At 60.2% G+C, this 12,758-nt stretch carries 11 protein-coding genes; 3 read left to right on the top strand and 8 right to left on the bottom strand.

Translation table 11 applies throughout. The features are described 5' to 3' along the window. Nucleotides 1–170 precede the first annotated feature (170 nt). The 8 genes from ACKVY0_RS27265 to ACKVY0_RS27230 all read right to left on the bottom strand — a co-directional run bounded on the left by ACKVY0_RS27265 (nucleotide 171) and on the right by ACKVY0_RS27230 (nucleotide 8,844). Nucleotides 171–1,601 carry a Gfo/Idh/MocA family protein gene (locus ACKVY0_RS27265; RefSeq protein WP_409218033.1) on the bottom strand — a complete coding sequence of 477 codons (1,431 nt, stop codon included), beginning with the start codon at nucleotides 1,599–1,601 and terminating at the stop codon, nucleotides 171–173. A gap of 325 nt (nucleotides 1,602–1,926) precedes the next feature. Further along, nucleotides 1,927–3,363, bottom strand: coding sequence for a sulfatase (locus tag ACKVY0_RS27260; protein WP_409218032.1), 1,437 nt, complete (start codon nucleotides 3,361–3,363; stop codon nucleotides 1,927–1,929). Nucleotides 3,364–3,379: 16 nt separating this feature from the next. Then, nucleotides 3,380–3,709: a DUF5615 family PIN-like protein gene (locus ACKVY0_RS27255; protein ID WP_409218031.1), complete on the bottom strand. Its 330-nt coding sequence runs from the start codon at nucleotides 3,707–3,709 to the stop codon at nucleotides 3,380–3,382. Then, nucleotides 3,706–3,933, bottom strand: coding sequence for a DUF433 domain-containing protein (locus ACKVY0_RS27250; RefSeq protein WP_409218030.1), 228 nt, complete (start codon nucleotides 3,931–3,933; stop codon nucleotides 3,706–3,708). The genes ACKVY0_RS27255 and ACKVY0_RS27250 overlap by 4 nt, the downstream gene beginning before the upstream one ends. A gap of 153 nt (nucleotides 3,934–4,086) precedes the next feature. Then, nucleotides 4,087–6,576 (bottom strand): glycogen/starch/alpha-glucan phosphorylase, encoded by a 2,490-nt coding sequence (locus tag ACKVY0_RS27245; RefSeq protein WP_409218029.1) that lies wholly within the window; start codon nucleotides 6,574–6,576, stop codon nucleotides 4,087–4,089. A gap of 59 nt (nucleotides 6,577–6,635) precedes the next feature. Further along, entirely contained in the window at nucleotides 6,636–6,953 is a 318-nt protein-coding gene (locus ACKVY0_RS27240; RefSeq protein WP_409218028.1) for a type II toxin-antitoxin system RelE/ParE family toxin, read from the bottom strand. Further along, nucleotides 6,950–7,228 carry a hypothetical protein gene (locus ACKVY0_RS27235; RefSeq protein ID WP_409218027.1) on the bottom strand — a complete coding sequence of 93 codons (279 nt, stop codon included), beginning with the start codon at nucleotides 7,226–7,228 and terminating at the stop codon, nucleotides 6,950–6,952. Before ACKVY0_RS27235 ends, ACKVY0_RS27240 begins: the two co-directional genes overlap by 4 nt. A 140-nt stretch (nucleotides 7,229–7,368) precedes the next feature. After that, nucleotides 7,369–8,844 carry a sulfatase gene (locus ACKVY0_RS27230; RefSeq protein ID WP_409218026.1) on the bottom strand — a complete coding sequence of 492 codons (1,476 nt, stop codon included), beginning with the start codon at nucleotides 8,842–8,844 and terminating at the stop codon, nucleotides 7,369–7,371. A 76-nt stretch (nucleotides 8,845–8,920) separates the two neighbouring features. Between ACKVY0_RS27230 and ACKVY0_RS27225 the strand changes: the two genes are divergently transcribed. The 3 genes from ACKVY0_RS27225 to ACKVY0_RS27215 all read left to right on the top strand — a co-directional run bounded on the left by ACKVY0_RS27225 (nucleotide 8,921) and on the right by ACKVY0_RS27215 (nucleotide 12,386). After that, on the top strand, nucleotides 8,921–10,456 hold the full coding sequence (locus ACKVY0_RS27225; RefSeq protein ID WP_409218025.1) for a Gfo/Idh/MocA family protein: 1,536 nt from the start codon (nucleotides 8,921–8,923) through the stop codon (nucleotides 10,454–10,456). Between the two features lie 60 nt (nucleotides 10,457–10,516). After that, nucleotides 10,517–10,723 (top strand): hypothetical protein, encoded by a 207-nt coding sequence (locus ACKVY0_RS27220; RefSeq protein ID WP_409218024.1) that lies wholly within the window; start codon nucleotides 10,517–10,519, stop codon nucleotides 10,721–10,723. Nucleotides 10,724–10,808: 85 nt separating this feature from the next. After that, complete coding sequence (locus tag ACKVY0_RS27215) at nucleotides 10,809–12,386, top strand: hypothetical protein (protein ID WP_409218023.1); 1,578 nt, start codon at nucleotides 10,809–10,811, stop codon at nucleotides 12,384–12,386. Nucleotides 12,387–12,758 lie beyond the last annotated feature (372 nt).

Here is a 12,758-nt window from a genome sequence, read left to right as displayed (position 1 = left end):
AGTCCTCTGGCGCTTTCGAGCGTCCCCGGGCCTGCGGCAAGCTCCAGAGGGCTGGAGCACTCCAGGACGCTGCCGCGCTCAGCGCAAACCCAACTGCATGGTTACGGCTCAGGCCCATCAACCATTCACCATCAACTCCGGTTTAAGGCTGACCTGTTCGGGATCACCGCTCACCCCAGTTTCCATCCCTCCCTCGGCACGCGGCTGAGGAAACGATTCGCGGCTTCATTGTTCGTGATGCGCATGGCTTTGGCGTCCCACACGATCTTGCCACCGGCACGATGAGCGACGTTGCCGAGGTGATTCGCCTCGGTGAGCGGACCCGCGTAGCTGAAGGGACTGCCGGTGGGCGTGCCGTTCTTGATGGCGGCCAAAAATTCGGCGTGCTGGCCGGGAGAATCGGCGATGAAGGGTTTGGGGCGCTGGAAGTCTTTGAACGTGGCTTCGGGCAGCAGGAGATGCTTGCCGTAGTCGGAGAGCAGCATGCCTTTGTCACCGATGAATAGCACACCACTGCTCCATTTGCTGATGAGGGGATCGTTCTTCCACACGTCGGGTTTGTCCGCACCCTGATGCCAGTGGAGCTTGCACGCGGGCATGTCGCCACGCGGACCGTATTCATACACGGCATGCATGGAGGCCGGGGCGATCTCAGGATGCGGTGGCGGGCCGAAGGCTTCGATGCTGAGCGGCGCATCGAGTTTCAGCGCCCAGAACGGCAGGTCGTTCCAATGGCTGCCGAGGTCGGACATGGTGCCGTTGCCGAAATCCCACCAGCGATACCACTTCGGACCGGGAAAATAGACGCTGCTGTAGGGCCGCATCGGCGCGGGGCCGATCCACAGGTCCCAATCGAGGAACGGCGGCGGTGTTTCGGCGATGGTTGGCCGTTCAGTGACATGCACGATGTCGCCGTTCTTTTCCGCGTCCTCCTTGCTCTGCAAACCCCAGGCGCGTGACACGCACACATGCGCCTCGGTGACTTTGCCGATGGCTCCGCTTTGAATCAACTCAACGACTCGGCGGTAGTTCGGCATGCCATGAATCTGCGTGCCCATCTGCGTCACCACCCCAGCTTTGGCCGCCGCTTCAGTGATGAGTCGTGCCTCGGCGACATTGTGGGAGAGCGGCTTTTCACAGTACACCGGCTTCTTCATCAACAACGCAGGCAGCGTGGCATACGCATGCGTGTGCTCGGTGGTGCTGATCACCACAGCGTCGATCTCCGAGGCACTGAGTGAGTCGTAGAGCTTGCGGAAGTCGCGAAACTTCTTCGCGCCTTTGAACACTTCGCCCGCACGGTCGAGGTTCTCGCCATTCACATCACACAGAGCGACGACATTCTCGCGTGGCTCCATCGGCGGCGGTGGCGGAGCGGCGGCTTCACCCTTCTTGGGATCTTTCTTCGGCTGATACAGCGCCATGCCGGTCAGATCCTTGATGTTCCCTGCGCCACGACCACCGACGCCGATGAACACGAGGTTCAGCTTCGCATTCGGCGAACGTGAACTGACGATGGCGGGAAATCCGAGCGCAGCAGCGGCGGTGGCGCTGCGGGTGATGAACTGACGACGGGACGAAACAGGTTGGTTGGCGCTCATGGTTGCCAGCGAGTACGAGACCCGGCCAGAGGCTCTAACCACGAATGTTCGCTAACCTGCATTTCTCACATGCAGTCGGTGGCGGCGCGGGGTTGTAGCGCGGAATTCCGATTCCGCGACGGCACCGACTCGGTATCGGAATACCGAGCTACAAAAAATGGCCGCCGACACGCTGTTTCACTTTCACAAGAGAGTGTGAAAAATGCAGGCTAATGCTGGAACCATCCCAGATTTGCCGCAGAGGGGCGGAGAGGCGGAGGAAGCAGAGATTTTAACATTCTATCTCTGCGCTCTCTGCTCCTCTGCCTCTCTGCGGTAGAGGTATTCATTCTGACTTCTTCTTCCCGCCGCCTTTTCGCGGCTCGTTGAGCGGCTTATCGGGATCGTACTTCGGGTTGCGCTCGGGAATCTGCGCGCCGGTGTCTTTGAGCCAAGCGTTCAGCTTGTCGCGGAGCTGCAACGCACGCACGGAGTCATGTGGAGCGCGGTTGTCCACCTCAGCAGCGTCGAGTTTGAGGTTGTACAACTCGACGTGATTGTCCTCATAGAACTGGATGAGCTTCCAGTCGCCTTCACGAATGGCGCTGTAAGGCGTGGCGCTGCCGGGATGGTAGTGCGGGTAGTGCCAGTAGATCGCCTCGCGCTTGAGCGGGCCGGTGGCGGTGAGTAAGGGCAGCAGAGACTCGCCATCGACGATTTGGTTGTCCTTGAGCGGTGTTTGCGTGGCTGCGAGCAGTGTCGGCACATGATCGTAAGTGATGACGGGCACGTCACAGGTGCTGCCGGGCTTCACTTGACCGGGCCAGGAGACGATGAGCGGGATGTGGACGCCGCCTTCATAGGCGCTGCCTTTGCCCCAGCGTGACGGGCTGTTGTCCGTGGGGCCGCGTGACCAGCCATTCGGGCCGACGGTGCCGCTGAGGCCGCCGTTGTCGCTAGTGAAGACGAAGATCGTGTTCTCCGCGAGGTTTAGCTCTTTCAGCTTCGCACGCAGCGTGCCGACGCTGTCATCCACGCTTTCAACGAGCGCGGCATACACCGGATTGCTGTGGCCGCGATCCGCACGCTTCGCCTGATACTTCGCAATGACCTCCGGCTTGCCCATGATCGGCGTGTGGACGCCATAGTGCGGGAGATAGATGTAAAACGGCTTCGTTTTGCTCTTCTCGATGAACTTCACCGCTTCCGTCGTCAGCCGGTCGCTCAAGAACTCATCCTTCGGGCCATCGGGCAGCGTGGCGATCTTGTAGGGCGAAAAATAGCTCGGTGGTGAGCCACCATTCGTGCCGCCGATGTTCACATCGAAACCGTGCTTCTCGGGATAGAACTCCTCCTTGCCAAGATGCCACTTGCCGATGCTCGCGGTGGCATAACCGCGTGTCTTGAGCCGTTCCGCGAGAGTTTCCTCCTCCAGCGGCAGATGCATCGTCCAATCCGGCACCTTGAGACGGCCATTGCTCGGCACATGACCGGCGATCCAGTCGGTGATGTGCAAACGTGCGGGCGCTTTGCCGGTCATCATGGCCGAACGCGTCGGTGAGCACACGGTGCAGGCCGAATACGCCTGCGTGAAGCGCATGCCATCCTTGGCGAGCTGGTCAATGTGCGGGGTCTCGTAGTATTTGGAGCCGTAGCAGCCGAGATCGGTCCAGCCCATGTCGTCGATGAGCATGACGATGATGTTGGGCGGTGTGTCAGCGGCGGAGAGATGGCCTACGGAACACACGGAAAGCACGGAAAGGAGAAGGGATAAGCGGCGCATGGTGGTGGAAGCTGAGTTAGCGGATTTCGATGATGCTTTGGCCGGATGCCAGCACTGGCTCAATGGCAGGCCATGCTTGTTCGAGTTTGGTCAGTAAATGCTGCGTGCGGCAGTTGCCAAGTCGAAGCCAGAGCAGACGGCCAGCATCATTGGGGCGTGTGGCAAGGATGAAAAAATCCTCGTCCTTGGAAACTACGATGCGATTTTCGGTGATGGCATCCGACCAAATCCGACGATCATCGGTCTGACCCTGGCCTCGATCCAAAACGTGGACGGCATCGTGTTCCTTGTCACTCAGCCAACGTGCAAGGGCGGCGGGCAACTGGTTGTCCACGAGGAATTTCACGCAGCGATGGCGAGCACCGTGTGGTCAGTCTGGCGTGCAGCATAGGTCAGCGCGGCCTTGATGTCATCGGCCTCCAGAAAGTCGTAGTCCTGGAGGATTTCCTCCTGGCTGGCTCCGGCGGCGATCAGATCGAGAATGTCGCTGACACGAATGCGGTAACCACGGATGCAGGGGCGTCCGCCACACTTTCCGAGTTCGATGGTGATGCGTTCCAGCAGGTTCATGGTGGAAGAATGTCCCGGATGTTCATTGGGTTCAATCACGATTTCTGTTGTCGTAGGTTGGGTGTGGCGACAGCCCGCCCGTCTGCAAGGACGCGCGCAAACGCCAACGGCTGCGGTGCGCTGAAAGTCGGGCGGGCTTACGCCACACCCAACCTACGTTTCGATTGTCACCGGCTTCACCTTCCAGATCTCGTCGCAGTATTCGCGGATGGAGCGGTCGGAGGAGAAGTAGCCCATGCGGGCGACGTTGAGGATGGACATGCGTGTCCATTGCTCCGTGTCTTCGTAGGCGGCGGCGACGCGGTCCTGGCAGGCGACGTAGGAGGCGTAGTCGGCGAAGAGCAGGTAGTCGTCGCGTTGCAAGAGGGAATTGACCAGCGGGTGGAAACGGTCGGGCTGGTCGGGGGAGAAGAAGCCGTCGCGAATTTGCTCGATGACCTCGCGCAATTCCTCGTTGGAGGCGCAGTATTCCCACGGGCGGTAGCCATGGGCCTTGGTTTGCTCGACTTCGGCTTCGGTGAGGCCGAAGAGGAAGAAATTCTCCGTGCCCACCTGCTCGCGGATTTCGACATTGGCACCGTCGAGCGTGCCGATGGTGAGGGCACCGTTCATGGCGAACTTCATGTTGCCGGTGCCGGAGGCCTCCTTGCCCGCAGTGGAAATCTGCTCGGACAAATCCGCCGCCGGGTAGATGTGCTGGGCATTCTTGACGTTGAAGTTCGGGAAGAAGGCCACTTTGAGCTGATTCTTCACCACAGGATCGTTGTTCACCACTTCGGCGATGGAATTGATGAGCTTGATGATGAGCTTCGCCATGTAATAGCCCGGCGCGGCCTTGCCGCCGAAGACAAAGGTGCGCGGCGTGATCTTGAGGGACGGATTGCGGCGCAGGCGGTTGTAGAGCGTGATGATGAACAGCGCGTTGAGATGCTGGCGCTTGTATTCGTGCAGGCGCTTGACCTGAATGTCGAACAGCGAGTCCGGGTTCACCGTGAAGCCGGCACGCTCTTGCAGCAGCCGGGCCAGCGTGCGTTTGTTCTCCAGTTTCACCGCACGCCATTCGCGGCGGAACTGCGCGTCTTCGACGAATTTTTCGAGATGCTTCAGTTCGTCGAGGTTCTTGACCCAGCCTGGGCCGATGCTGCGGCTGATGAGCGCAGCGAGTCCCGGATTGCTCAGCAGCATGAAGCGGCGCGGCGTGACGCCGTTGGTCTTGTTCTGAAATTTCTCCGGCGAGAAATCATGGAAGTCGCGCAGCACGCCTTCTTTGAGCAGATCGCTGTGCAGACGGGCGACGCCATTGATGGCGTGGCTGCCGACGCAGGCCAGATTGGCCATGCGCACGTAGCGTTCGCCGCCTTCGTCGATCAAGGACATGCGTGCAACGCGGGCGTCATCACCGGGGAAGCGCAGGCGCACTTCATTGAGGAAGCGACGGTTGATTTCATAGATGAGTTCCAGATGCCGCGGCAGCACGCTCTGGAACAGTGGCACGCCCCAGCGCTCCAGCGCTTCCGGCAGCAGTGTGTGGTTGGTGTAGCCGAAGGTTTTGCGCGTGATCTCCCAGGCTGGCTCCCAGGACATGCGATGCTCGTCCACCAGCAGCCGCATCAGCTCGGCGACGGCGATGGCGGGATGCGTGTCGTTCAACTGCACGCAGAATTTTTCATGAAACCCGTCCAGCTTTTTGCTGCGCTGGAGGTAGAGCCGCAGCATGTCCTGCAAGGCGCAGGAGACGAAGAAGAACTGCTGCTGGAGGCGCAGGCGCTTGCCCTGCAACGACTCGTCGTTGGGATACAGCACCTTGGTGATGTTTTCCGACGCCATCTTGTGCATGACCGCACGGTAGTAGTCGCCCTCATTGAACGCCTGGAAGTCGAAGGACTCCGCCGCCTCCGCTTTCCACAGGCGCAGCAGATTCACCGTGTGAACCTGATAGCCCGGCACCGGCATGTCATAGGCCATGCCTCGTACCAACTCGTTGGGAATCCAGCGCACTCGAAAAGCGCCGTTGTCATCATAGCCTTCAGTGCGCCCGCCAAACTTCACCTCATGCACGATCTCCGGCCGTGGAATCTCCCACGGGTTGCCGAGTTGCAGCCATTTGTCCGTCATCTCGATCTGCCAGCCGTTGCGGATGCGCTGCTCAAAGATGCCGAACTCATAGCGGATGCCGTAACCGATGGAGGGCACCTCCAGCGTCGCCAGCGAGTCAAGATAGCAGGCCGCCAAACGTCCCAGACCGCCATTGCCGAGGCCCGGCTCTTCCTCCTGCTCAAGCATGTCCTCCAGTTTCAAACCGAGTGACTTCATCGCCTCCTCGACCTGGTCTTGGATGCCGAGGTTGATGAGATTGTTGCCAAGCTGCGGCCCCATCAAGAACTCCGCCGAGAGGTAGCACACCGTGCGGCTCTGGCGTTCGCGGAAGGTCTGGGCGCTGTCGATCCAGCGCTTCAGCAGCCGGTCACGCACCGTGTAGGCCAGCGCCAGATAGTTGTCGTTGCGTGAGGCGATAGCAGGGAAGCGTCCCAGCAAATAATGTAAATTATCGCGAAACGCATCAGCAATCTGGGCCGGTGCAAGACCGGTGCGCGTGGTGTCAGAACGAGGGTGAAGACCGGCGGGAATGGGCTCCTGTTTCATGGTTGTGCCGCGATGCTGAGACTCCGGGCGTGGCGTGTCAATCCTCGAAATGGAGAGTGTCACTGCGGAAGACGTGACAGCAGGATGGAGCGGATCGAGGTCGAATCCTGGCGCAGATGCAAAATCGCGTGGATCACGTTACGGCGTCCTTCCACGCTATAGTAGATGCCCACATCCCACTCGAGCACGACACGCCGACGCACCGGTGCGCACGGAGGATATGCCGGTCCTATGAGAGGGTGCAGCCGCAGTAGTTCCAGTTGCTCATGCAGCGCTTCATCAAACATGGCTCCAGCGCCTTCACGTCGGTCTTCCAGACGGCAATAGTGACCGAACATGTCCTGATCAGCACCGGCGAGCAGCACATTCTCGTTCATGCGGTCTTCCGGCGGTCAGTTTTCCAAGCATCAAAACGCTGCTTCAAGCTGGCACGTACTTCTTCCCAAGGCCGTGCTGTTTCAGGGTGTGCATGGTAATGGGACAGGCGGCTTTCCAGCAGTTCCTTCACTGCGGCGACGGTTGCTGGATCATGCAACTGAGGATCGTCACCCGTATCGGCTTGTTGATGCAATTCTTCGTCGAGTTCTCGATAAACCTCCCATTTCTCTTCAAGAGACATGGCGGCGAGTGCGGGCAGGCGTTCGGCGATCATAGCGCGAGAATAACGGTCTGGGGCGGTAGCGTCAAGCCGGTGGATAGGAGCCGGTGTGAAACGGTTGCTTGTCCGCGATTCCCATCCCGGCCATCACACCCGACGATTAGGCCGCGAAGCGAACGACTGCCGCACTTTGCTCACCGGAGCTTCGCGTCGGGCAGCGCACTCTTCACGCCTTCATCCAGTGGCATCTTGTCAGTGTCGGTGTTCAAGCCGGTGGCTTGCATGAGCTTGGCGAGTTCGGCTTGCAGTTCCGTCTCCTTTGAAGCGAGTTCGGGCTTGTTGATCAGGTTCTTGGTCTCGCCGGGGTCATTTTTCAGATCGTAGAGTTCAGACATGTGCTTGTCGGGCGAGCCATCGCCATGCGGGTAATGGATGTACTTCCACCGGTCGGTGCGGAGAGCGCGGACGTTCGGGGTGTAGGGGAACTGTTTTTCGTAGTTGTAGTGGTAGAACCAGCCGGTGCGCCAATCTGGATCGCCGTTTTGCACGAGCTTGACCCAGGATTTGCCATGGGTCTTCGGCAGCGCGGGTGCGCCGCAGAGTTCGAGCAGGCTGGCGGCCATATCGACGGTGAGGACCTGCTGCGGGATGACTTTGGGGGTCTGCGTGAGCTGCGGATAGCGCACAATGAGCGGGATGCGCAGGCTGGCTTCATGCGCGGTGCGTTTATCGACCATGCCGTGCTCGCCTTCGAGCAGGCCGTTGTCGCCCATGAAGACGATGAGGGTGTTGTCGAGTTGCTTGGTTTCTTCCAGCCATGCACGCATGCGGGCGACGCTGTCATCGACGCTCAAGACGGTGCCCCAGTAGCCGTGGACCATGTTCTCGAAGTCCTTCACAGCTTCGGGCCGGTCATCGGGGAATGTTTTCCGCCACTCGAAGAGCGGGCCGTAAATGCCGTGCCAGGTGTGGAGGCGTTGCTTCAGCCATGCGGGTTTGTCGTCGAGCTGGAAGGCGGTGGCGGGGTAGGGGACGCGCACGTCGTCGAAGGCATGTTCGTATTTCGGTTCGGGCGTGTAGAAGCTGTGCGGGGCCTTGTGGCCGATGAAGGCGCACCAGGGTTTGTCAGCGCTTTGCTGCTTGAGCCAGTCGAGCGCGAGATCGGTGACGACGGTGGTGTAGTAGCCTTTGATGACCTCACGCTTCTTGCCATTGAGGTTCCACTCGGTGTCGAAGTATTTGCCCTGGCCCTTGTGCGTCACGAAGGTGTCGAAGCCGGGACGCGGCTCGTCGTTGTCCTCGCCCATGTGGTATTTGCCGAAGTAGGCGGTGGCGTAGCCGGCATCATGCAGCAGGCCGGGGAAGCTGGGCATGCTGGCGGGATACTCGGTGAAGTTGTTGGTGACGCCGTGCGCGTGCGCGTAGAGACCGCTGAGAATCGAGGCACGGCTGGGCGAGCACAACGAGGTGGTGCAGAAGGTATTTGCAAAACGCACGCCTTCACTCGCGAGACGGTCGATGTGGGGTGTTTTGACGTGCTTCGAGCCGTAGCAGCCGAGAGCGTCGGGGCGCAGGTCGTCGCAGAGGATGAAGAGGACGTTGGGCCGCGAGGCGCTGAGGGCTGAGAGCAAAGGGCAAAGGGCCAGCAGGAGAGCGAGGATGGGGCGCATGGGAGAGATGGGAGAGATGTCTGAGGCTTTGTCAAAAAAGAAAGGTGATGCGCGAAGTGGCGTTTCACTGCACGCCATGACCAACCGCCGCTCCTTCCTCAAACAGTCCGCCGCCGCTTCCACCGGCGTTTTCTACATCGCCAAAACCTCCTGGGCGCAGAAAAGTCCGGGGGACACGATCAACATGGCCGTGATCGGCTTTGGCGGACGCGGTGGCTCACACATCAGTGGCTACAAGGGATTGAAGAACGAGGGGGTGCGCATTGCGGCGTTGTGTGATGTGGACAGCAACGTGATGAGCAAGCATGTGCAGGCGCTCGACAAGGAAAAGATCAAGGTCACGCAGTACACCGACATGCGGAAGGTCTTTGATGACAAGAGCATCGACGCCGTGAGCATCGCCACGCCGAATCACTGGCACGCGCTGGCCTCCATCTGGGCGATTCAGGCCGGCAAGGATGTGTATGTCGAGAAGCCGGTGTCGCACTGTGTGTGGGAAGGTCGCCAGATCGTCAACGCGGCGCGGAAATACTCGAAGATCGTGCAAACCGGCACGCAGTCGCGTTCCAGCCGCAAAGGCATCGCCGAAGCGGTGAAGTATGTGCAGGAAGGCAATCTCGGCAAAATCCTGCTCTCACGCGGTCTGTGCTACAAGCGCCGTGGCAGCATTGGCAAATGGAATGAGCCAGACAAGAATGGCAAGCTCCCGCCAGCAGGCTTGTCAGATTCTGTGGACTACAATCTTTGGTGTGGTCCGGCGGCCATGCAGCAGCCCTTGCATCGCAAGAAGCTGCACTATGACTGGCACTGGACCTGGGACTACGGCAACGGCGACCTCGGCAACCAGGGCATTCATCAGATGGACATCGCACGCTGGTTCCTCGGTGAGATGGAATTGTCGCCGAGCGTGTGGAGCGTCGGCGGTCGCCTCGGTTATGAGGACGATGGCGAAACGGCGAACACGCAGATCATTTACCACGGCTATGAGAAAGCCCCGCTGATTTTTGAAGTGCGCGGTCTGGCGGAGTCGAAGGAAGGCAAGAACATGGACAAGCTCATGCAGACGAGCCAAGGCGTGAAATTCCAGCCGAATCCGGGCAAGGACGGCAAAGAAGGTGTGACGGGGGCCGGTGTCGGCGTGATCGTTGAGTGCGAAGGCGGCACCGTCGTTGTGCCGAACTACTCCGGGGCCATTATTTTCGACAAGGACGGCAAGGAAGTGAAGAAGTTTGAAGGCAGCGAGGATCACTTCAAAAACTTCATCAACGCCTGCCGTAGCCGCCGCGTGGAGGATCTGCATGCGGACATTCTCGAAGGCCACCTCTCCAGCGCCCTCTGCCACACCGGCAACATCTCCTACCGTCTCGGATCGAAGGAAGCACCTGACGCGATTCTGGAGAAGATCAAAGGCGACAAGCTCGGTGCCGAGTCCTTTGAGCGCATGAAGGAGCATCTGGCGAAAAACGAAGTCGATCTCAGCAAGGACAAGCTCACGATAGGTCCTGTGCTCAAGATGGATGGCAAGGCCGAGCGCTTCATCGACCACGAGGCCGCGAACGCGATGCTCAAGGATAAGTATCGTTCGCCGTTTGTCGTGCCGGAGGTCGTGTGAGCACACACCAAGGCTGATGGAAGCACTGCAAGGCCGTCGCGGTGACGGCGTTGCAGTCTCATGCCTACCTCCGCCAATTTTTTTGGATCCCTGGTCTTTGGCGCCATTGGCATGGGGGCTTTGCTTTTTGGGAAGAGCATGGGTTCGGCGCGGAAGATGATCATGGGCGCTGCCTTGCTGGCCTGCTCGTATCTTGTCACCGATACTTTGGTGTTATGGGTGGGTGGCGCGCTGCTGACGGTGGCGTTGGTGATGTGGAAGGACTGAGGGGGAGGGGAATCAACCGGGGAGGGATGGAGTGGCGGAGTGATGCGTTGAAGATTCCGCCGCGTTTGGCGTTTGGTCTTTCCTCATGAAATCACTCCGCGTTCTGTCGCTGTTCCTGCCTCTCTTTGCCGCCACCGCGTTGCACGCGGAGGTGAAGCTGTCCAAGGTCTTCACGCCGCACCTGGTGCTGCAACGCGGCATGGAGGTGCCCATCTGGGGCACGGCGGCCGCCGGGGAGAAGGTGACGGTTTCCTTCGCCGGGCAGACGAAAACGGCCACTGCGGATGATAAGGGTGCCTGGCGGCTGAAACTGGACGCGCTGAAGGTGAATGCGGAGCCGCAGGTGCTGACGGTGAATGACACGAAGATCGACGACGTGCTCGTGGGCGAGGTGTGGGTCGGCTCGGGGCAGTCGAACATGGACATGGTGGTGAGCAGCTATGTGAAGGACGATGCGGTGCTCGCTGCGGCAGCGCAGAAAAGTTATCCCAAGCTGCGCCTGCTGCGCAAAGACGCCGCTGCTACGTGGGAAACGGCGACGCCGGAGACGATCACGAAGTTCAGCGCTCTGCTGTTCTCCTTTGGCGTTCCGCTGCAACAAGCACTCGATGTGCCGGTGGGGTTGATGGTCGGTGCCGTCGGCGGCACGCCATCGGGTTTCTGGTTGAGTGAGGAGATGTATCGCAGCGATGCGGCCTGCGCTGAGGCGGCGAAGAAATTTGCGGCGACCTACAACTACGACGCTGAGAAGGCGAAGTTTGACGCAGCGATGGTGCTCTACGCGGCGGAAGTGGCGAAATGGAAGCTGCTGGTCGAAGCCGCGAAGAAAGACGGCAAAGAGCCGCCGCGTGGTCCGCGTCCGCCGCAAGGCGTGGGCAAGGCCGGGGAGGCGAACAGCGGCAAGATCGGCCAGCTCTTTGAATCATTCATTCGTCCGTATGTCGGTTATGCCATCACCGGCGTGCTGTGGGATCAGGGCGAGAGCCGCACGAACATCGCGGGCGTGCCGCAGTACGAAGTCATGGGCGCTCTCATCAAGGGCTGGCGCAAGGCTTGGGGCCAGGGCGAGTTTCCGTTCATCTACGTCCAGAAGCCCAGTGGCGGTGGTTGTGCGTGGGATTACACCAATCCGCAGAACACCAAGGCCGATCCGTATCGCCCGCAGCCGCCGGTGGTGCCTGCACCGCCTGCGCTGGACTACTGCCACGCCTACTTTGCCAGTTTCATGCAGTACCCGCACACGCACATGGTCCTCAGCAGCGATCTCGGTGCGGGCACGCATCCGGTGCTGAAGTCCGCGTATGGTGCGCGTGCCGCGCAGGTGGCGCAGAGCGTGGCCTACGGCAGCAAGGCCGAGTTCCTCGGGCCCATGTATGCCTCGCATGCGATCAGCGGCGGCAAGGTGACGGTCAAGTTCACGCACACCGGCCAAGGTCTCGCCTTCAAGAACGGCGACAAGCTGCAGGGCTTCATGCTCGCCGGTGACGACAAGAAATTCGTCTGGGCTGATGCCGTCATCGCCGGTGACACCGTGGTGGTGTCGAGCAAGGACGTGCCGCAGCCCGCCGCCGTGCGCTACGGTTGGAGCCAGCAGTTCAACTGGGCCAATCTCTTCAATCAGGACGGCCTGCCCGCCACGCCGTTCAGGACGGACGCGTGGTGAGGTGGTGAGAGTTGATGGTTGTCGAGTTGATGGTTGATGGTGGCGGTGTGTTGGGGACAACACGCCCTAGCTTCTTCGTGTGCGGGTCAAGGCTTGGTCAAGAGGTCAAGGAGCGGGAGCGGTAGGGCGCTTGGTCCCAAGCGCCGCTGTTACGAAGTGACACAGGCTGCCAGCCTGTTGGGAACTACCGAACGGGCAAGGCTGCCTGTTTCACGACACGCTCTGCCTTCGGCCATGCTGGCCCTTCTCAGCCGTAACGATGCAGTCAAAGGCAGTGGACGAAGACAGACTCAAACACCCGCAGGTGAAGGCTCGCGGCAGCGTCCTGGAGTGCGCCAGTCCTCTGGCGCTTTCGAGCGTCCCCGGGCCTGC

It is taken from the genome of Prosthecobacter sp. (genome assembly GCF_046154365.1).
Taxonomy (GTDB): Bacteria; Verrucomicrobiota; Verrucomicrobiia; order Verrucomicrobiales; family Verrucomicrobiaceae; genus Prosthecobacter.
The sequence above is the reverse complement of the archived record's forward strand: the minus strand, read 5'-3'. Positions and strand labels throughout refer to the sequence as shown.